Here is an 18957-nt window from a genome sequence, read left to right on the forward strand (position 1 = left end):
CAGACTTCATGTCCGTTCGTCTGCGACTCCTCGTCCTGACAATTTGCGCCTTGCTGCTGGGCGGCTGCGGGCTGCGCTTCGCCTATTCGCAGCTCGACTGGCTGCTGCCCTGGTACGTGGGTGATTACGTCAGTCTGGACCGGACGCAGAAGCGGCTCCTCGATGCCCGCCTCGAAGCGCGCCTGGCCTGGCATTGCAGCAGTCAGCTGACCGCCTACTCGGGCCTGCTGCGCGAGGTCGAGCGCGATCTGGGCGGCAACGAGGTCGTGGGTGCGCCGATCCTGGACGCCTATCTGCAGCGTGGCGAGGCCTTCTGGCGGGTACTGATGAAGGAGATCACCCCGGACGCCGGCGTCCTGCTCGCCGCCTTGAGCGATGCTCAGGTGAAGGAACTCGGCGAGGCGTTTGCGCGACGGAACGACGAGACCCGCGAAGAATTCCTCGAGGGCACGCCGGATGCCCTGCGCGCGCGCCAGATCGAGCGCATGGAAAAGCGTCTGCGTACCTGGTTCGGCCCGCTCAGTGCGGCACAGCGCAGCCGGGTCGCGTCCTGGAGCGCCGGGCTGGCGCCCACGACCGAAGCCTGGCTGCACCACCGTGCGCGCTGGCAGGGGGCCCTGATCGAGGTGCTGGCACAGCGGCAGGCGCCTGATTTCGAGTCCCGCGTGGGCGCGCTGCTGCTTGAGCCGGACTCGCTGTGGGCGGCAGACTACCGGGCGGATGTCGCCCGCAACCGCAAACAGACGCTCGACCTGCTGGCTGACATCTTCAACATGGCGAGCCCGGCGCAGCGCACCCATCTGGTCAACGAGATCGCGGGCTGGGCGGCGCAGTTCGAGCAGCTTGCCTGCACCGATACGCCGCTGCGAACCGCATCGATCGGGGGCCGCTGACACGTGCCTGCGGTAATGCGGCGCGTGAAGCCGCTGCCGGGCCTGTGCATCGCGAGCTTCGCCCCAGTCTGGTGCATTTTTTTCGGGCGCTGCGTTTGTCATGTCCGTAACCCCTATACTTGCGGGCCCGGACAAGCGCACAGATTTGCAGACAAGGCATGCCACCCAAGATCCAGTTAGACCGTTTCGCCATTGTCCTGATGGTGATTTTCTGCACCGTGTGGGGTAGCCAGCAAGTGGTGATCAAGTATGCCAACGCCGGTATCTCGCCGGTGTGGCAGGCGGGGCTGCGTTCGATCGGGGCGGTTGTGCTGGTGATGCTGTGGTCCGTGCTGCGCGGGGTGCGTCTGTTTGAGCGTGATCGCACCCTGTTGCCCGGCCTGCTCGCCGGACTGCTGTTCTCGCTCGAGTTCGGGCTGCTCTACTGGGCGCTGGAATACACCACGGCATCGCGTGGCGTGATCTTTCTGTATACCGCGCCTTTCATGGTTGCGATGGGCGCGGTCTGGCTGCTGCCGCAGGAACACATGCGGCCGGCGCAGTGGGCCGGCATGATGATGGCTTTCGTCGGCGTGCTGGCCCTGTTCGGCGAGAGCCTGCTGCTGCCCGCGGAGAGCACCTGGGTGGGTGATCTGATGATGTTCGCTGCCGCCGTGTTCTGGGCCGGGACCACGCTGACGATCAAGGTGTCGACGCTGGCGCGTGCAGCGCCGGAAAAGATGCTGCTCTACCAGTTGGCGGTCTCGGCCGTCGTGCTGCCGATTCTGGCGCTCGCTTTTGGCGAAGCGGGCGTCTTCGCGCCGTCGCCGATGGTTTGGGCGAGTCTCGCCTTTCAGATCCTGGTGGTCGCAACCGCGAGCTACATCGGCTGGTTCTGGCTCATTCGCAACTACCCGATCACCCGCCTGTCCTCGTTTTCCTTCCTCACCCCCGTGATGGGCGTGGTGGCCGGCAGCGTCCTGCTTGGCGAAACGCCAACGCCGGCCGTCTTCATGGCACTGGGGATGGTTGCACTCGGAATCTGGGTTGCCAACCGCCCGGCGCGGACCGCCTGAGGCTGCCCGCGTGGCAGGGGGTCAGCGCCCGGAGGCGTCGCGCGCCTTCTTCTCTTCGTATTCGCGAATGCGCTCGTCGTAGCGCTCACGTTCGCGGGCGGCCTGCTCCGCACGCTGCGCGGCAGCCTCCTGCGCCTTGCTGCGCTCGGCAGCACGTTCGGCGTCCTGGGTGGCACGCGCCTTTACCGCTTCGCGCTCCGCCTCTGCGGCCGCCTTGCTGCGTTCGCTGCGCATGCGCTCGGCTTCGGGCGTTGCACGAATCGTAGGGTCGGCCGCGGGCGAGGTGGCCGGTGCCTGCTGGGGCGCGCCAGGATTGTTGCGCATGGCTTCGTCGGCTGCGCGCTGACGCGCGGCAAGCTCCAGCTTGCGTGCTTCGGATTCGAGCGCGCGGGCACGGCGGATGTCGTCGAGTCGTGCCTGCTTGGCGGCGTCGATGCAGCGATTGACCAGGAAGCGCTCATAACACTGCGGTTCGGTGGCCTGATAGGTGGCTTCGGCCTGGTCGCGCAGTTGTGCGGCCTCATCCTTCAGGCGGCTGGCGCGCTCGTCGTCCGCTGCGCTCGAGTCGGCGGCCTGCGAGAGCGGGGTGAGGAGGCACAGCAGCAGCGTGCTGGCGGCAATACGGAAAGTCGGGCTGATGGGCATGCGAGAACAGGGTCGCGTGACGGGATGCGTAGGATAGCGCCTTTATCCCCGTTGGCGCGTTTCCAAACGTGATCGTGCTGTCAGGCAGGCTGCCATTGTGCGGGGTCGATCTTCCAGTCTTCGAAGGATTCGTGCGCGACGATGCGGTCCTGGGAGTGGCGCAGGTCGACGAGTTCCGGGGTCAGGTAGTGGCCCTTGGTATGGAACATTACCTTCACTGACGGCTGCATCAGCTTGTCGGTGTGCTGTTCCTGCACCACCGCGAGGCGACCGCTCTCGAGCCGCACCAGCGAGCCCGAGGGGTAAATGCCGATGGTGCGGATGAAGGCCTGCACGAGTTCGGGCTTGAAGTGGAACTTGCTCCACTCGAGCAGCTTGCGCAGCGCCTCGGTGGGCGGCCGGCCCTTGTGGTAGCAGCGGTTGGAGGTCAGCGCGTCGTAGACGTCGACGATTGCGCCCATCTGGCCGTAGAGGCTGATCTGTTCGCCCTTCAGCTTGTTCGGGTAGCCCGTGCCGTCGAAGCGCTCGTGGTGCTGTGCCGCGACATCGAGGGCGATTTCGCTGATGCCGGGCGTGCCCATGAGGATGAGCTTGCTCTGCACCACGTGCGACTTCATCTTGTCAAACTCGGCGTCGGTCAGCTTGGCCGGTTTGTTGAGAATCTCGTCCGGCACCTTTGCCTTGCCCACGTCATGCAGGAGGGCACCGATCGCGATCTCGTGGATGATCTCGCGCGGCAGTTCGAGCGCGCGGGCGAAGGAGGTCATCAGCGTGCACACCGATACCGAGTGCTGGAAGGTGTATTCGTCATGACTCTTGAGCAGGGACAGAGGAAGCAGGGCGTCCTGCTGGCGGAAGATCGAGTCCACGATCTGGCTCACCAGAGGTTCGATCTTTTCGAGCTCGATCTGCTTGCCCAGGCGGATGTCACCCATCATGTTGCGCACGATGACGTTGGCCTCGCGATGAAGCGTCTTCGCGCGGCGCACTTCGTCGGCAAGCGAGACCGGTTCGATGGGCATCACGGCGCTGGTGGCGATGGCCTCGATCTGCTCATCGACCTGGTGTGCCGCTTCTTCCAGCGTGGGGGCGTCGACGACATCCAGCCCGCGGCCGGTGTCGATGTAGATTTCGTGCGTGCCCAGTGCCAGCACCTTCTCCACCGTCTTCGAGTCATCGACCGCGAAGCTGTTACGTACGAAGTTATGTTCCATCCAGCCGCAGTTGAGGTCGTGGATGAACATGCCGGGTTGGAGCTTTTCGACCGGGATGAGTTTGATCATTGGGCTGGCATATGAACTTTTTCGCATAGTATGTGCCGAGCACCGGTTTGCTTCCAGTGGATTAATCGTGCCGCTGCGCATTTCTCCTCGCTGTGGTCAAGAGAAGTCGGGAGCGTGTCGATGATAGAATCCGCCTTCCGTCAAATTCTGCCTACAGGAGCGCCCGGTGCGAATCGTCTGTCTAGACCTAGAAGGTGTGCTGGTTCCGGAAATCTGGATCGAATTCGCCGAGCGGACCGGCATCCCCGAGTTGCGGCGTACCACGCGCGACGAGCCGAATTACGACACCCTGATGAAGTACCGCCTCGATATCCTGGCCAGGCACAATCTCGGCCTGCCCGATATTCAGGCGGTGATCGCCAGCATGGGGCCGATGGCCGGGGCGCGCGAGTTTCTGGACGCGCTGCGCGAGACCTACCAGGTCATCATCCTGTCCGACACCTTCTACGAGTTCGCCAAGCCGCTGATGCAGCAGCTCGGTCTGCCGACGCTGTTCTGTCACAGCCTCGAAGCCAATGCTGAAGGCATTCTGGTCAACTACCATCTGCGCATGCCCGACCAGAAGCGTGAGGCAGTGCAGCGTTTCAAGGAGCTCAACTTCAAGGTGGTGGCCGCGGGCGACTCGTACAACGACACCGCCATGCTGGGCGAGGCCCACGGCGGCATCCTGTTCCACCCGCCGGAAAACGTCATCCGCGAGTTTCCGCAATATCCGGTTGTGCGCGATTACGCCGGCCTGCGCGCTGAAATCGACAAGGCTTTTGCCCGTACCGCCTGAACCCCCAGACCCGAGCTGCCATGCATCGCGAACGCTTCTTCACCCTGTCAGCCTCCTGTCCCGACCGTGTCGGCATCGTCGCCCGGGTATCGGGCTTCATCGCCGAACACCAGGGATGGATTCTCGAAACCTCGCTGCATGCGGAGCCGCCGCGTGATGGCGAGGACATCGGGCGCTATTTCATGCGCATCGAGATTCGTGCGGACTCGCTGCCGTTTCACCTCAGCGAGTTGCGCGAGCGTTTCCGGCCGCTGGCCGAAGAACTGGAGATGGAGTGGAAGATCACCGACTCCGCAGTGAAGAAGCGGGTGGTCATGCTGGTGAGCAAGCAGGAGCACTGCCTGTACGATCTGCTGGCGCGATGGAAGTCGAGGGAACTCGATATCGAGATCCCGTGCGTGATTTCCAATCACGATACGCTGCGCGGCTTCGTCGAGTGGCACGGCATTCCCTTCCACCACGTGCCGGTCACGCCCGACAACAAGTCGAGCGCGTATGCCGAGGTGGGGCGCCTGTTCGAAGAGGTGCGCGGCGACACCATGGTGCTGGCCCGCTACATGCAGATCCTGTCTCCAACGCTGTGCGCCACCTACCCGGGGCGCATCATCAACATTCACCACAGCTTCCTGCCCAGTTTCGTTGGCGCGCGCCCCTATCATCAGGCCTACGCCAAGGGCGTGAAGCTGATCGGCGCGACCTGCCACTATGTGACCGCCGATCTGGACCAGGGGCCGATCATCGAGCAGGACGTGATTCGTATCGATCACTCCGATGCGGCCGAAGACATGGTGCGTTACGGCAAGGACATCGAGAAAACCGTGCTGGCACGCGGTCTGCGCTATCACCTTGAAGACCGGGTGCTGGTGCATGGAAACAAGACCGTGGTGTTCCGCTAGGCCGGAAGGCTGCGGTGCTGCCGTTATCAAGGCGCCTTTCGGGGCGCCTTTCTTACGTCCGTCGTCGGCGCGTGAACAAAAAAGGGCGCCCCGCAGGGCGCCCAGAATGGGAAGAACCGGAGGAGGTCGGTTCGACCCTTTTTGATGCTTAGTAGTGGTAAGCGGTTTCGCCGTGGGACGTGATGTCCAGGCCTTCGCGCTCTTCTTCTTCCGGGACCCGCAGACCGACGAACATGTCGGCGATCTTGAAGGCGACGAAAGCAACCACTGCCGACCATACGATGGTGATGATTACCGAGTAGGTCTGGATCCACACCTGGCTGGCGATCGAGAAGTCGTCGCCGCCCGTGCCGCCCAGGGACGGTGCGGTGAATACACCGGTCAGGATGGCACCGACGATGCCGCCGAGACCATGCACGCCGAACACGTCGAGCGAGTCGTCCGCGCCGAGCATGCGCTTGAGGCCATTCACGCCCCACAGGCAGATGAAGCCAGCCAGCAGGCCGATCACGATGGCGCCCATCGGGCCAACCGAGCCGCAGGCCGGGGTGATGGCCACGAGACCGGCAACCGCACCGGATGCAGCACCCAGCATGGAGGGCTTGCCCTTGAACATGGCTTCACCGACGCACCAGGCCAGCACTGCAGCGGCAGTGGCGAACAGGGTGTTGATGAAGGCCAGCGCTGCGCCCGAAGTGGCTTCCAGGTTGGAACCGGCGTTGAAGCCGAACCAGCCCACCCACAGCATCGAGGCACCGACCATGGTCAGTGTCAGCGAGTGCGGGGCCATGGATTCACGACCGTAGCCGATACGCTTGCCAACCATGTAGGCACCAACCAGACCGGCAACACCGGCGTTGATGTGCACCACGGTACCGCCAGCGAAGTCGAGTGCGCCGTCGCCCAGCAGGTAGCCGCCCGGGCCCCAGACCATGTGGCAGATCGGCAGGTAGCAGAAGGTGAACCAGATCACCGAGAACAGCAGCACTGCGGAGAACTTCATGCGCTCGGCGAAGGCGCCGACGATGAGTGCGCAGGTGATGCCGGCGAAGGTGGCCTGGAAGGCGATGAACGCGTACTCAGGCAGCTTGGCTTCGTCGGTGAAGGTGTCTGCGAGGGTGTCGATGCTCACACCGGACAGGAACAGCTTGTCGAGCGAGCCGATGAAGGGGCTGGCCTCGGTGAACGCCAGGCTGTAGCCGTAGAAGGCCCACAGCACGGAGATCAGCGAGAACACCACCATCACCTGCATTAGCACCGACAGCATGTTCTTGGAGCGGACGAGGCCGCCGTAGAACAGCGCCAGGCCGGGAAGGGCCATGAACAGAACGAGGAGGGTGGCAGTCATGATCCAGGCGACGTCGCCCTTGTTGACCGTGGGTTCTGCGGCCATTTCGGCCGGTGCTTCAGCCACGGCTGCGGCTGCTTCAACAACTGCTTCGACAACGGGTGCCGTCGATTCCTGGGCGTAAACGCCGCCAGCAAAGCCGACGGTCACAGCCGCCAGCAGGATTGCAAATAGTTTTTTCATTTCTCAATCTCCCTTACAGGGCATCGGATCCGGTTTCACCGGTGCGAATGCGGATAGCCTGTTCCAGTTCGAAGACGAAGATCTTGCCGTCACCGATCTTGCCGGTGGACGCAGACTTCTCGATGGCCTCGATGGCCTGATCAAGGATGTCAGCGCGGATGGCCGCTTCGATCTTCACCTTGGGCAGAAAGTCGACGACGTATTCCGCGCCGCGGTAAAGCTCGGTGTGGCCCTTCTGACGACCGAAGCCTTTGACCTCGGTCACCGTGATGCCCTGAACGCCGATCGCCGACAGTGCTTCACGCACTTCGTCGAGCTTGAACGGCTTGATGATGGCACTGATGAATTTCATGATTGCTCCACCTTTATTGCTGAGATCTCATTCATCCGGGCCCCTGTCTCTCGGGGCCCGAACACCCGAATCGCGCTCAGAATTCCTTGCTGAACGATGCGTAGAAACGGTCACCCGCTGCGTTCTTGCCGTTCGAACCGAAACAGTAGGGCTCGCCCTTGGAGCAGCTGCCATCCGCGTCGGAACCGGCGTAGTTGACCGCGAACGTGCCGAAGCCTACGTCCTTGCTCACACCGACGCCCCAGTCCATGTAGGAGGCGGCGCCGTTGTTCTTGATGATCTGGCGACCGACGTGAGCCGATGCGGCCCAGCCTTCGGCGAACTCGTACTCTGCGTTGAGCTCGAGGTAGTTGCTGTTGCGGGTGCTGGTGGTGTTGGTGCCATTCCAGCCGAACAGCGTCTTCGACACGCCGTGCGAGTACTTGAGCTCGAGGATGTTCCAGCCCAGCGACAGATAGACTTCGGTCGTGTCCGGCGAGGACACGCCGCTGATCCCGCTGCCCGGGTAGAAGTAGCGCACAGCGCCTACGTCGTAGGAGAGCTGACCGACTTCATTGGCGAAACCGAAATACAGGTCCCATTCCATGCTGTTCTGCGACTTGGCGACATCGTCGACCCAGCCGACGTTCGACGCCCAGGTGCCGACATAGAAGCCACTGGAGTGCGCGTAGTCGAAACCGCCCTGCAGGGCCGGGTTGCCCTGAGTTTGGCTGATGCCGCGGAAGACGTAATCCGTTGTCAGCGAGATGTTGCCGCTGAACGGGCTGTCTTCTTCGGCGTGCACGGCACCGACGAAGGTGAGGGAAGCCAGAACGGCGGTTGCAATGAGGCTCTTGCGCATGGTTCGCTCCTGAAGGAGTAGGGTTGTGTTTTGGTGAGCCAACCAATGCACACACCGTGCCAGTTTGCTGAATCCCTTTCTCTTGTTGGGCTTTGGAGCGTTTCTGCAGACGGTATTCGTTACGACTCAGTGGAGTAATGTGCACAAATGAGGCATGGAGTCACTTTATGCACCACATTGGTGCGTTGTGACAAGTCATCGTGCGCCACTTTCGCGCATCGGCTGCAAAAGCACCGTCCGGCGTGCGTGCTAGACTGATACTCTGTTCGTAATAAAGGCGGTGATCTCCATGGCAAATCCACGCATCTTCGATGAAATCGGGTCCAAAATCTCCGAACTCGCAGCTAACAGTCCGGCGCGCGATATCGAGAAGAATCTGAAGGCGGTGCTCTCCGGTGCTTTCGGCAAGCTCGATCTCGTGACGCGTGAGGAGTTCGAAGTCCAGCGCGAGATGCTTGCTCACGCGCGCCAGCGTCTGGCAGAACTCGAGGCGCGGGTTGCCGTGCTCGAAGCGGACGCAGTCGAGCGGGACAGCACGCCGGACTGATCAGCCGAAACGGCAGCTGTTTATTTAATTCTATTGTCATTATCCGGATCTCCGCTAGACTGACGCCCGGTCAGTTTTGGAGGTCCGGATGTCGATCGCGCTCGTGCGCACCCGCGCCGTTGACGGGCTCAATGCGCCCGAAGTCACGGTCGAAGTGCACCTTTCGAATGGATTGCCCGCGTTTACACTTGTCGGCCTGGCCGACACCGAAGTGCGCGAGGCCCGCGACAGGGTGCGTGCGGCCATCATCACCTCCCAGTTCGAGTTCCCACAGCGACGGATCACGGTAAACCTCGCGCCGGCCGACCTTCCAAAGGAGGGCGGACGTTTCGATCTGCCGATTGCGCTCGGCATTCTGGTCGCGTCGGGGCAGGTCAAGGGCGCCGGACTGGATGCGCACGAATTCTGTGGCGAGCTCTCGCTCGATGGCAGTCTGCGCGGAATTCGCGGGGCGCTTGCAGCCGCGCTGGCGGCCGGACGCCACCAGCGCGCGCTGGTGCTGCCGCTCGAGAATGCCGACGAGGCGGCGCTGGCGCGCGGTGTCAATGTGCTGCCCGCCACATCCCTGCTGGCCGTGTGCGCGCATCTGAACGGGCTCGCGTCCTTGTCTGCCCATCCGCCCCCTGCCGTGGGCGACGGTTTCGCGCTTGCGCCCGATCTGGCTGATGTCAGGGGGCAGTTCCAGGCTCGCAGGGTGTTGGAAGTCGCTGCTGCCGGCGGGCATTCGCTGCTCATGTATGGTTCGCCCGGTACCGGCAAGTCGATGCTGGCACAGCGCCTGCCCGGGTTGATGCCGCCACTGACCGAAGCCGAGGCGCTCGAGAGTGCAGCCGTGCATTCACTCACCGGCCGGTTCGACGCCGCCAACTGGGGGCGGCGCACCTTTCGCGCCCCGCACCACTCGGCGTCGGCTGCGGCACTGGTGGGCGGCGGTGCGATCCCGCAACCGGGCGAGGTGTCCCTGGCCCATCACGGTGTGCTGTTTCTCGACGAACTGCCCGAGTTCGACCGCAGGGTGCTGGAGTCGCTGCGCGAGCCGCTTGAAACCGGTCATGTCACGGTCTCGCGCGCGCGCCGGCGGGCCGAGTTTCCCGCACGCTTCCAGCTCGTCGCAGCAATGAACCCCTGCCCCTGCGGCTATTCGGGTCATCCGACCCGGGCGTGCACGTGCACGCCGACGCAGATCTCCCGCTACCGTGCGCGCCTTTCCGGTCCGCTGCTCGATCGTATCGATCTGGTGGTCGAGGTGCCGGCGGTGTCCTACGAGGACCTTGCCGAGGCCTCCCGCGGCGAGTCGAGTGCAGCTGTCCGCGCCCGGGTGCTTCGGGCGCGAGCGTTGCAGGTCGAGCGTCAGGGCATGCCGAACGCCGCGCTCGCGCCGGCGCAGGTGGACGCCTGCTGCGTGCCTGACGCGGCGGGGGCGGCCTTGCTGGCACAGGCCATGAGCCGCCTCAATCTGTCGGCGCGCGCCTATCACCGGGTGCTGCGGGTTGCGCGCACGCTCGCCGACCTGAATGAAGTCGCACAGCCCGGCGCCGCGCACATGGCAGAAGCCATTCAGTACCGGCGGGGGCTGGCTTCGCACTGAGCGTACGGAGTGTCCGTCGGGGCTCAGGCCCCGGCGTCTATCGGTTCTCCAGATAACGGCGCCAGCTGCCGAAATGGCTGATGTCGGTTGCGCCCTCGATACCGCTCGGCTCACAGATGAAGCCGGTTTCCTGGCGGCCATCGGCGAGCGTGACCTTGCCCAGTCCGAGCGGGGCGGGGATGCCCGCCAGGAAGGTGCCCAGTTCGGCAGCAGGCAGTTCCCAGACTTCGACTTCGATGGCGGCGCCCCCTTGCGAAACCCGCACCATGCCGGGCCGGAACGGTAGGCCGCCGGCGAGTGCATAGAGCTTGTAATGCGGACTGCTGACGGTGCGCTCGATCAACTGGGCGCCACGCGAGGTGAGCTGGTGGTTGAGCGGAAGTCCTTTCAGGTGGGCGCCGCAGACGACGACGCGCAGGCGGTCGTGCTGCGCGACCGAAGCCAGCGCCGGCAAGGCGCTCTCGTGTCCGCCAGCCAGCGGCAGAGCATGATTGCGCTGTACCGCGTCGGCGAGGCTGAGCAGGTACTGATCGGTGAAGGCGCGGCCGAAGAGGGTTACGCCCCAGGGCAGGCCGTTGCGCATGAAGCCGGTCGGTACGGCAACCGCCGCATAGTCGAGCAGGTTCATGAAATTCGTGTAATAGCCGAGCTCGCTGTTGCGCAGCACCGGTTCGGCTTCGAGTTCGGCGAGGGTGACCGGACGCCCGATGGTGGGCGTCAGCACGCAGTCGAGGCCCGCCAGCACGCTGTCGCACACGGCCTTGAGATCCTGCAGCCTGTACTGTGCGGTGAAGGCGTCGACCGCGGTCGCGTCGGGCGCCTTTGCCAGTACATCGCGGATCACTTTCAGGACGGCATCGGGATCGCGCTCGATCAGCGCGCCGGCGACCGCATAGCGCTCGGCGACCCACGGCCCTTCGTAGAGCAGACGGGCTGCCTCCAGAAAGGGCGAAAAGTCCATCTCGACCCGTTCGCCGCCGATGGCTTCAAGCTGCGCGATCGCATCCGCGAAGAGTGCGGGCCCTTCCGTGCACCCGAAAAAGACCAGGTCCTCGTCACGGGGCACGCCAAACCGGAACGGCCGCGGGCTGCCGAACGCGCTGCCATGGTTCCACGACGGGTTGCTGCGGCTGTAGCTGTCCCGCGCATCGGGCACTGCAGTCAGCGCCATCAGCAGCGAGGCCTCGCGGGCCGTCGCGGTGAAGTAGGTGACGCAGTCCAGCGTGCGGCAGGCCGGCACCACGCCCGCCGTCGACAGCAGGCCGCGGGTGGGCTTGGTGCCGACCAGATTGTTGAGCGCCGCCGGCACCCGGCCCGAACCGGCGGTATCGGTGCCAAGCGAAAAGCTGGCGACACCCAGCGCCACCGCCAGCGACGATCCGGCACTCGATCCGCCCGACGGATAGCCGGGCAGCACCGAGTTGCGGCACGCACCGTATGGTGAGCGCGTGCCGTTGAGTCCGGTGGCGAACTGGTCGAGGTTGGTTTTGCCGAGCGGGATTGCACCGAGCGCGATCAGGCGTTCGACCAGCGTCGCCGAGCGTGACGGCGTGCAGGCGAAGGCCGGGCAGGCCGCGGTGGTGGGGACGCCGGCGAGGTCGATGTTGTCCTTGATCGCGAAGGGAATGCCGTACAGCGGCAGGTCCGCCGGTGAGTGCTCATCGAGCGCGGCGAGGTAAGGTTCGAGCTCGGACTCGTCGAGCAGGTGGATGAAGAGCCTGTATTCCGGGTTCAGCTCGGCCGAGCGTGCACGGAGTGCTCCGATGAGGTCGCGTGGCCTGAGGCTGCCGCTGCGGTAGGCGGCCTGCAGCGTATCGATGCGCAGGTCATGCGGATGCTTGGGCAACAGGGTGTTCATGCTTCCTCCAGGATCAGGACGCGCTGGCCGGCGCGCACCGGTGAGCCGGGCTGCACCCGGACCTCCTTGACGATGCCGTCGCGCGGCGCGGTGAGCGGGATTTCCATCTTCATCGATTCGAGAATGACCAGGGTGTCGCCCTCGGACACGCGTGCGCCGGCCTCGACCTTGACCTGCCACAGGTTGCCGGCGATATGGCTTTCGATCGCATGTTCGCCTTCGCCCAGCGGCGCGTCTTCGCCGATGTCGGGGGCGACTTCCTCTGCGTCGAAATGCGCCTGGCCGGTCGCGATCCAGCGTTCGCGCTCGGCATCGAAGGCGGCGCGCTGCTGGGTACGGAAGTCGGCGATGGCCTCGGCTTCGCGGGCGAGGAAGTCCTGATAGTCGGCCAGCTTCAGCGTGGTGTGCTCGATCTGCAGCGGGTAGCGCCCGAGCGGGAAGTCGCGGCGGATGCGCAGCAACTGGTCGGCGGCGACCGGGAAGAACCGCACCTGATCGAAGAAACGCAGCAGCCAGGGCTTGCCGCCAAAGGCGTCGACCGCGCGGTAGCGATTCCACATCTGCAGCGTGCGGCCGACGAACTGGTAGCCGCCGGGGCCTTCCATGCCGTAGATGCACATGTAGGCGCCGCCGATGCCGACCGAGTTCTCCGCGGTCCAGGTGCGGGCCGGGTTGTACTTGGTGGTGACCAGGCGATGGCGCGGGTCGAGCGGTGTCGCCACCGGCGCGCCGAGATACACGTCGCCCAGCCCCATCACCAGGTAGCTGGCCTCAAACACGGTGCGCTGCACGGCCTCCAGGTTGGGCAGATCGTTGATGCGGCGGATGAATTCGAGGTTGCTCGGGCACCATGGCGCGTCCTTGCGTACCGTGGTCATGTACTTCTCGATTGCCAGCTGGCAGGCGGGGTCGTCCCACGACAGCGGCAGATGCACGACGCGCGACGGCACTTCGAGATCGTCGCGCTCGCACACTGCGGTCCACAATGCCGCCACGCGCTTGAGCAGGGTGGCCAGCGGCAGGGTCTCCGGACGGTAGTGCAGCTGCAGCGAGCGGATGCCCGGGGTCAGGTCGATGAGGCCGTCGAGCGCCAGTGCCTCGATGGCCTGCATCAGTGCATGGGCACGGAAGCGCAGCACCAGGTCGAGTTCGGGCGGGCCGACTTCGAGCAGCACATGCGTGTCGCCCGAGACGCGCGCGACCAGCCGGGTGTCGTCGTGACCGATGTCGAGCACGATGGGCGAGGCCAGCGCGATCGCGTCCGAGCTGGCCGGGCAGGCCTGCGTCAGGCCCGCGGCTTCGGTGCTGCGAGCCTGCGCCAGTGCGCGCGCCGTTTCCAGACTGACCGGGATGAAGCGCACCTTGTCGCCGGCTTTCAGCTGACCGAGTTGCCACAGGTCGGCTTCGATGACCGTCACCGGGCACACGAAGCCGCCCAGGCTGGGGCCATCCGGGCCGAGGATGACCGGCATGTCGCCGGTGAAGTCCACCGCACCGATCGCATACGGGTTGTCGTGAATGTTGGACGGATGCAGGCCGGCTTCGCCGCCGCTGTCGCGTGCCCAGTCCGGCTTGGGGCCGATCAGGCGCACACCGGTGCGGCTGGAGTTGAAGTGTACTTCCCAGTCGGTGGCGAAGAAGCGTTCGATGTAGTCCTGGCGGAAATACTCCGGTGCGCCGTGAGGGCCGTAGATGACGCGCAGCTCGCGCGCGGGCTGCAGCGGTGGCGTGAGCGCAGCAGGCAGGCTGGCGCCGGCGGCAGTGTCCGCAAGCGGGAACAGGTGCAGCACGTCGCCACCGCGCAGCGCGCGTCCGCCATGGCCGCCGAACTGGCCGAGGGTGAAGGTGCTCTTGCTGCCGAGGTAATCGGGAACATCGACGCCGCCGCGCACGCACAGATAGCTGCGCGCACCCGCGCCGGCGATGGTGCCGAACACCAGCCGGCCGCCCGCGGGCACGAAGATCGCGGTGTTCATCGGTTGCGGCACGTCGTCGAGGCTGAGCGGGATGTCTGCGCCGGTGACGGCCACGACCGCATCGCAGTTGAAGCGGATGATGGGGCCGCTCATGGTGATCTCGAGCGCGGCTGCACCCTGGTCGTTGCCCAGCAGGCGGTTGCCCAGGCGCAGCGCACGGTCGTCCATCGGTCCCGAAGGCGGCACGCCGACCGCCCAGTAACCGAGGCGGGCGGGCCAGTCCTGCACCGTGGTCTGCGTGCCGGCGGTGATGAACTCCATGCTGTGGCTGCGGTAGCGCAGGCCCTCGAGGCAGCGCGTCCAGGGCTGGCCGCTGGCGAAAGGCGTGTCCGCCAGAATCTGGCGCAGGTAGTCGCGGTTGGTTTCCACGCCGTAGAGCCGGCTCTGTGCCAGGGCCGCATCGAGACCGGCAATCGCCGCGTCGCGGTCGGAGGCATGGGCGATCACCTTGGCGATCATCGGGTCGAAATAGGGCGGAATCTCGCAGCCGGCCTCGACCCAGGTGTCGATGCGCAGCGCGCGCCCGTCTGCCGCCGGAAAGCTCACCGAGGTCAGCAGGCCGGGGCAGGGCTGAAAGTCGCGGCCGGGGTCTTCCGCGTAGAGCCGGGCCTGGATGGCGTGGCCCTGAGGCTTGAGCGTGGCGGCGAGCGCGGCGAGCGGCGGCATGTCGCCCGCGGCCAGTTGCACCATCCAGGCGACCAGGTCTACGCCCCACACCTGTTCGGTGACGCCATGCTCGACCTGCAGCCGGGTATTCACTTCGAGGAAATAGAAGGCGCCTGCCTCACTGTCATAGACGAACTCGACCGTGCCGGCGGAGCGGTAATTCACCGCGCGGCCGAGGCGGACCGCCGCCTCGCACAGCGCGTCGGCCATGCCCGCGGGCAGGTTCGGCGCCGGGGTCTCCTCGAGCACCTTCTGGTTGCGCCGCTGCACCGAGCAGTCGCGCACGCCGAGCGCGATGACTTCGCCCGCACCGTCGCCAAAGATCTGCACTTCCAGGTGGCGTGCGCGCTGGATGTACTTCTCGATGAATACGCCCGAGTCGGAGAAGTTGTTTTCGCCCAATCGGCGCACGGCCTCGAACTGCTGTGCCAGTTCGTCGGCGCTGCGGCACACGCGCATGCCGATGCCGCCGCCGCCGGCAGTGCTCTTGAGCATCACCGGGTAGCCTACGGTGTCGGCGGCGGCGAGGGCGTCATCCACCGAGTCGAGCAGTTCGGTGCCTTCGAGCATCGGCACGCCGTGCGCTTTGGCCAGCGCGCGTGCGGTGTGCTTGAGGCCGAATACGCGCAGCTGCTCCGGCGTGGGGCCGATGAAGGCGATGCCGGCGGCTTCGCAGCGTTCGGCGAAGGCGGCGTTCTCGGACAGGAAGCCGTAGCCGGGGTGAATGGCGCCGGCACCGGTATCGCGGGCGATGGCGAGGATCTTGTCCACTGCCAGATAGGTGCCGGCGGCGGCGCCTTCACCCAGGCTGCAGGCTTCGTCGGCTTCGATGAGGTGACGGCTGGCGGCGTCCGCTTCCGAGTACACCGCCACGCCGCCGGTGCCCAGTTGGCGCAGCGTGCGCAGGATGCGGCAGGCGATGGCGCCGCGGTTGGCGATCAGGACTTTGTCGAACATGGTCTCACCCGATTCTTGTCGAGCTGTGGCGGGTCGTCCCGCCGGAGATCGGAACCGCGGAGGTCGTCCTCCGGGTGATTCGTTGGCTCAGTCCCAGATCAGCACTTCGGCCGGGGTCGGGTTGTAGCCATTGCAGGGGTTGTTCAGTTGCGGGCAGTTGGAGATCAGCACGATCACATCCATCTCGGCGCGCAGTTCCACGTACTTGCCCGCACCGGAGATGCCGTCCTCGAAGGTCAGGCCACCCTCGGGGGTGACCGGCACGTTCATGAAGAAGTTGATGTTGGCACCGATGTCGCCCTTGGCCAGGCGGCCATCGTGCAGGCAGCCGCACAGAAAGTTGTCGCGGCAGGCGTGCATGTGCAGCTTGTCGAGCGCATAGCGCACGGTGTTGCTCTCCTGCGCGCAGGCGCCGCCCAGGGTGTCGTGGCGACCGCAGGTGTCGGCCAAGATGGTGAGCATCGGGCGTCCGAGATTGGAGTACAGCACGCTGCCGGTGGTCAGATACACGTTGGCCTGGCGGCGCAGGGTGCGCTGCGGGTCGTAGCGCTCCTTGGGGTTGGCGACGCCATAGAACAGCGTGTCGACCGCCTGGTTGCCTTCGAGGTCGAGCAGGCGGACGGTCTGGCCGGCCTTGACTTCGCCCACCCAGGGTTCGCCTGCCGGGATGATGTGGCGGGCGACGGCAGCTTCGGGATTCAGTGTGCTGGAGGTCAGGGTGCTCATGTCGGGTTGCCTCACAGATACAGGTTTTCGGTGTTGATGAAGCCGCGCTCGTTTTCCGGGCGGGAGCTGCGGCAGTGCTCGGCGACGCCGGCTTCGGCCTGCATCCAGGTCAGCTGCACAGGCTTGGGTGCATACGCGGGCGACGGGTCCATCGGATGCTGCAGGGCGGTCATCACCACCAGGGTGTCCATCGGCGCATAGAGCTCGATATAGTCGCCGGCCTTGCTGTTGCCGGGCACGAAGTGCATGCCGCCCGTGGCGTCGACGGTGACCCTGGAGAACAGGTTGAGCACCATCAGCAGGTCTTCCACGCCCATGCCCCATTTGCCGAGCTCGATCAGCAGGTTGTCGGTGCCATTGCGGTAGCAGGCATTACGCAGGGTCTGGTAGGGGCCTTCGCCGTATTTCTCCTTCACCTCGGCGGCATCGAGCACGCCACCCAGGCTGTCGCTCCAGCCGGCGGTGTCTTCGGTGATGGCGGCGAGCACCCGGCCCATGTCCGAGTACAGGCAGTGGCCGCGGCTGAGCTTGGCGGTGTGCTGGCATTTGAGCGCGTCGGGCAGATTGAGGCGCTCGGTTTTCTCGTGGGCGTTGAACAGCAGCAGGCTGACGTTGGCGCCGCCTTCGATATCGGTGAGTCGCAGCAGGCGGCCGCGACGCAGCACGAAGGAGCGGTGACCGCCGCCGGGCAGCAGCTCTGCGGCGAGCGCGGGGTAAGGCAGGGGGGAGGCGTGTGTGGTCATGATGTCCTCTTCATGCAGTCTTGAGCGCGCCGGTGACATGCTCCGGCAGCGCGGCGACGGCCTCGCGGGTGGCGTGGCGGTCAAGATTCAGGGGAATGTCGTAGGTGATGCGGGCGCCGTAGGCGCCGGGTTCGTGCGGGTCGTGGCGGACCTTGTCGAACACCAGCAGTCGCGTGCCCAGGGTGAAGCCCTCGGACAGGTCGTGGGTCACCATCAGCACGGTGAGCCGGGTTTCCTGCCACAGCTCAAGCAGCAGGGCGTGCATGTCCTTGCGGATGCCGGGGTCGAGCGCGCCGAAGGGCTCGTCGAGCAGCAGCATGCGCGGCTTCATGATCAGCGCCTGTGCAATCGCGAGGCGCTGCTGCATGCCGCCGGAAAGCTGGCTCGGATACTTGTCCAGCGAATGGCCCAGTCCGACCCGCTTGAGCAGGGTTGCGGCCTGCTCGCGGGCTTCGACCTTGGCGCGGCCGAACAGGCGCCCGAGGAAGGGCGCACGCGGCAGCTCCAGCCCAAGCGCGACGTTGTCGAGCACGCTCAGGTGCGGCAGCACCGAATAGCGCTGGAACACGATGCCGCGGCTGGCGTCGGGCTCGGTGGCCAGTGGCTTGCCGTCGAGCAGGATCGTGCCGCGACTGGGCGCTTCCTGGCCGAGCAGCATGCGCAGGAAGGTCGATTTGCCGCAGCCCGATGCACCCACCAGCGCGCAGAACTCGCCCTCTTCGATGTCCACCCGCAGGTTTTCCAGCACCACCTGATCGCCGTAGGTCTGCCACAGATTGCGTACCTGGATGTAGCTCATGCCCGACCTCCTTCGTACCAGGGGAAGGCGGCGCGGGTGAGGCGCTTCAGGCCGAAATCCATCAGCCAGGCGAGCAGCGTGATCCAGGCCACGTAGGGCAGGATCACGTCCATGGCCAGGTAGCGCCGGACGAGGAAGATGCGATAGCCCAGTCCATCGGTCGAGGCGATGGCTTCGGCCGCGATCAGGAACAGCCAGGCCGAGCCGAGCACCAGTTGCAGTGCGATCAGCAGGCGCGGCAGCAACTGCGGCAGGACCACGCGCAGGATCAGCGTCCAGGTGTTGGCGCCCAGGGTCTGCGCCTTGATCAGCAGTTCGACCGGAATCTCGCGGGCGCGCTGTTCGATGTCGCGGGCAATGACCGGGGTGATGCCGATCACGATGAGCATCACCTTGGAGAACTCATCGAGGCCGAAGACGATGAACAGCACCGGCAGGATGGCAAGTGGTGGAATCATCGACAGCACCGTGAGCAGCGGTGACAGCGAGATGCCGAACATTGGCAGCGTGCCCGACAGCACGCCGAGGCAGAGCCCGAGCGTTGCGGCAATCGCCAGGCCCATGCCCAGGCGCTTGAGGCTGGAGGCGGTGTCGTCCCACAACAGGTAGCGGCCTGTGCGCACGTCTTCGGTCAGGGCCATGCGGTCCACTGCGGCGGCCATCTGCACTACGCTGGGCAAGAGCTTGTCCTGCGGATTCTCCGCCAGTCGGGTGGCCGAGCCGGCGAGATAGGCGATCAACAGCAGTGCGAATGGCAGGATCGCCAGACTCACTCGCCAGCTGCGACCGGGGCGTCGATTGATGAGGCGCATCTTGAGGGTTC

The 18957-nt window shown here is 65.4% G+C and carries 17 protein-coding genes; 6 read left to right on the forward strand and 11 right to left on the reverse strand.

The genetic code is table 11. The features are described 5' to 3' along the window. Positions 1 to 8 precede the first annotated feature (8 nt). Entirely contained in the window at positions 9 to 893 is an 885-nt protein-coding gene (locus CEW83_RS17155) for a DUF6279 family lipoprotein (protein WP_108950425.1), read from the forward strand. A gap of 158 nt (positions 894 to 1051) precedes the next feature. Continuing rightward, a complete protein-coding gene (locus CEW83_RS17160) occupies positions 1052 to 1948 on the forward strand; it encodes a DMT family transporter (RefSeq protein ID WP_108950426.1) in 897 nt (298 codons plus the stop codon). A 21-nt stretch (positions 1949 to 1969) separates the two neighbouring features. Here the strand turns inward: CEW83_RS17160 and CEW83_RS17165 are convergent, their stop codons facing one another. Beyond that, on the reverse strand, positions 1970 to 2593 hold the full coding sequence (locus tag CEW83_RS17165) for a hypothetical protein (protein WP_108950427.1): 624 nt from the start codon (positions 2591 to 2593) through the stop codon (positions 1970 to 1972). 80 nt (positions 2594 to 2673) lie between these two features. Continuing rightward, entirely contained in the window at positions 2674 to 3876 is a 1203-nt protein-coding gene (locus CEW83_RS17170; protein ID WP_108950428.1) for an HD-GYP domain-containing protein, read from the reverse strand. Positions 3877 to 4042: 166 nt separating this feature from the next. Here CEW83_RS17170 and thrH point away from each other — a divergent pair, with 166 nt between their 5' ends. Together thrH and purU are read left to right on the forward strand one after the other, a co-directional pair. Continuing rightward, entirely contained in the window at positions 4043 to 4654 is a 612-nt protein-coding gene (thrH, locus tag CEW83_RS17175) for a bifunctional phosphoserine phosphatase/homoserine phosphotransferase ThrH (protein WP_108950429.1), read from the forward strand. 20 nt (positions 4655 to 4674) lie between these two features. Continuing rightward, positions 4675 to 5550 (forward strand): formyltetrahydrofolate deformylase, encoded by an 876-nt coding sequence (gene purU / locus CEW83_RS17180; RefSeq protein WP_108950430.1) that lies wholly within the window; start codon positions 4675 to 4677, stop codon positions 5548 to 5550. A 148-nt stretch (positions 5551 to 5698) separates the two neighbouring features. Here purU and CEW83_RS17185 read toward each other — a convergent pair whose 3' ends face one another. From CEW83_RS17185 to CEW83_RS17195, 3 genes are all read right to left on the reverse strand, one after another. Continuing rightward, a complete protein-coding gene (locus CEW83_RS17185) occupies positions 5699 to 7081 on the reverse strand; it encodes an ammonium transporter (protein WP_108950431.1) in 1383 nt (460 codons plus the stop codon). A 13-nt stretch (positions 7082 to 7094) separates the two neighbouring features. Then, on the reverse strand, positions 7095 to 7433 hold the full coding sequence (gene glnK, locus CEW83_RS17190) for a P-II family nitrogen regulator (protein WP_108950432.1): 339 nt from the start codon (positions 7431 to 7433) through the stop codon (positions 7095 to 7097). 76 nt (positions 7434 to 7509) lie between these two features. Next, positions 7510 to 8274, reverse strand: coding sequence for a TorF family putative porin (locus CEW83_RS17195; RefSeq protein WP_108950433.1), 765 nt, complete (start codon positions 8272 to 8274; stop codon positions 7510 to 7512). A 289-nt stretch (positions 8275 to 8563) separates the two neighbouring features. On the opposite strand from CEW83_RS17195, the gene CEW83_RS17200 reads away from it, so the two are divergent. Together CEW83_RS17200 and CEW83_RS17205 are read left to right on the forward strand one after the other, a co-directional pair. Then, a complete protein-coding gene (locus tag CEW83_RS17200) occupies positions 8564 to 8821 on the forward strand; it encodes an accessory factor UbiK family protein (RefSeq protein WP_108950434.1) in 258 nt (85 codons plus the stop codon). An 88-nt stretch (positions 8822 to 8909) separates the two neighbouring features. Then, positions 8910 to 10409, forward strand: coding sequence for a YifB family Mg chelatase-like AAA ATPase (locus CEW83_RS17205; RefSeq protein WP_108950435.1), 1500 nt, complete (start codon positions 8910 to 8912; stop codon positions 10407 to 10409). A 37-nt stretch (positions 10410 to 10446) separates the two neighbouring features. Here the strand turns inward: CEW83_RS17205 and atzF are convergent, their stop codons facing one another. The 6 genes from atzF to CEW83_RS17235 form a co-directional block, all read right to left on the reverse strand. Beyond that, positions 10447 to 12267, reverse strand: a complete 1821-nt coding sequence (gene atzF, locus CEW83_RS17210; RefSeq protein WP_108950436.1) for an allophanate hydrolase — start codon at positions 12265 to 12267, stop codon at positions 10447 to 10449. Then, the gene (uca, locus tag CEW83_RS17215; RefSeq protein WP_108950437.1) at positions 12264 to 15866 is read right to left on the reverse strand and encodes an urea carboxylase; all 3603 of its coding nucleotides are present in this window, start codon (positions 15864 to 15866) and stop codon (positions 12264 to 12266) included. Before uca ends, atzF begins: the two co-directional genes overlap by 4 nt. Before the next feature lie 87 nt (positions 15867 to 15953). Beyond that, positions 15954 to 16592 (reverse strand): urea amidolyase associated protein UAAP2, encoded by a 639-nt coding sequence (locus CEW83_RS17220; protein WP_108950438.1) that lies wholly within the window; start codon positions 16590 to 16592, stop codon positions 15954 to 15956. An 11-nt stretch (positions 16593 to 16603) separates the two neighbouring features. Continuing rightward, on the reverse strand, positions 16604 to 17335 hold the full coding sequence (locus tag CEW83_RS17225) for an urea amidolyase associated protein UAAP1 (RefSeq protein ID WP_108950439.1): 732 nt from the start codon (positions 17333 to 17335) through the stop codon (positions 16604 to 16606). Positions 17336 to 17345: 10 nt separating this feature from the next. After that, on the reverse strand, positions 17346 to 18134 hold the full coding sequence (locus CEW83_RS17230; RefSeq protein WP_108950440.1) for an ABC transporter ATP-binding protein: 789 nt from the start codon (positions 18132 to 18134) through the stop codon (positions 17346 to 17348). Continuing rightward, a complete protein-coding gene (locus CEW83_RS17235) occupies positions 18131 to 18946 on the reverse strand; it encodes an ABC transporter permease (RefSeq protein ID WP_108950441.1) in 816 nt (271 codons plus the stop codon). The genes CEW83_RS17230 and CEW83_RS17235 overlap by 4 nt, the downstream gene beginning before the upstream one ends. Between the last annotated feature and the right edge of the window lie 11 nt (positions 18947 to 18957).

This window comes from Parazoarcus communis, assembly GCF_003111645.1.
Lineage (GTDB): Bacteria > Pseudomonadota > Gammaproteobacteria > Burkholderiales > Rhodocyclaceae > Parazoarcus > Parazoarcus communis_A.

Excerpts from the sequence above, each read along its gene's own strand:
- CEW83_RS17155 (WP_108950425.1), top strand. The coding sequence starts at position 9 with ATGTCCGTTCGTCTGCGACTCCTCGTCCTGACAATTTGCGCCTTGCTG.
- CEW83_RS17160 (WP_108950426.1), top strand. The coding sequence starts at position 1,052 with ATGCCACCCAAGATCCAGTTAGACCGTTTCGCCATTGTCCTGATGGTG.
- CEW83_RS17165 (WP_108950427.1), bottom strand. The coding sequence starts at position 2,593 with ATGCCCATCAGCCCGACTTTCCGTATTGCCGCCAGCACGCTGCTGCTG.
- CEW83_RS17170 (WP_108950428.1), bottom strand. The coding sequence starts at position 3,876 with ATGATCAAACTCATCCCGGTCGAAAAGCTCCAACCCGGCATGTTCATC.
- purU (WP_108950430.1), top strand. The coding sequence starts at position 4,675 with ATGCATCGCGAACGCTTCTTCACCCTGTCAGCCTCCTGTCCCGACCGT.
- CEW83_RS17185 (WP_108950431.1), bottom strand. The coding sequence starts at position 7,081 with ATGAAAAAACTATTTGCAATCCTGCTGGCGGCTGTGACCGTCGGCTTT.
- glnK (WP_108950432.1), bottom strand. The coding sequence starts at position 7,433 with ATGAAATTCATCAGTGCCATCATCAAGCCGTTCAAGCTCGACGAAGTG.
- CEW83_RS17195 (WP_108950433.1), bottom strand. The coding sequence starts at position 8,274 with ATGCGCAAGAGCCTCATTGCAACCGCCGTTCTGGCTTCCCTCACCTTC.
- CEW83_RS17200 (WP_108950434.1), top strand. The coding sequence starts at position 8,564 with ATGGCAAATCCACGCATCTTCGATGAAATCGGGTCCAAAATCTCCGAA.
- CEW83_RS17205 (WP_108950435.1), top strand. The coding sequence starts at position 8,910 with ATGTCGATCGCGCTCGTGCGCACCCGCGCCGTTGACGGGCTCAATGCG.
- atzF (WP_108950436.1), bottom strand. The coding sequence starts at position 12,267 with ATGAACACCCTGTTGCCCAAGCATCCGCATGACCTGCGCATCGATACG.
- uca (WP_108950437.1), bottom strand. The coding sequence starts at position 15,866 with ATGTTCGACAAAGTCCTGATCGCCAACCGCGGCGCCATCGCCTGCCGC.
- CEW83_RS17220 (WP_108950438.1), bottom strand. The coding sequence starts at position 16,592 with ATGAGCACCCTGACCTCCAGCACACTGAATCCCGAAGCTGCCGTCGCC.
- CEW83_RS17225 (WP_108950439.1), bottom strand. The coding sequence starts at position 17,335 with ATGACCACACACGCCTCCCCCCTGCCTTACCCCGCGCTCGCCGCAGAG.
- CEW83_RS17230 (WP_108950440.1), bottom strand. The coding sequence starts at position 18,134 with ATGAGCTACATCCAGGTACGCAATCTGTGGCAGACCTACGGCGATCAG.
- CEW83_RS17235 (WP_108950441.1), bottom strand. The coding sequence starts at position 18,946 with ATGCGCCTCATCAATCGACGCCCCGGTCGCAGCTGGCGAGTGAGTCTG.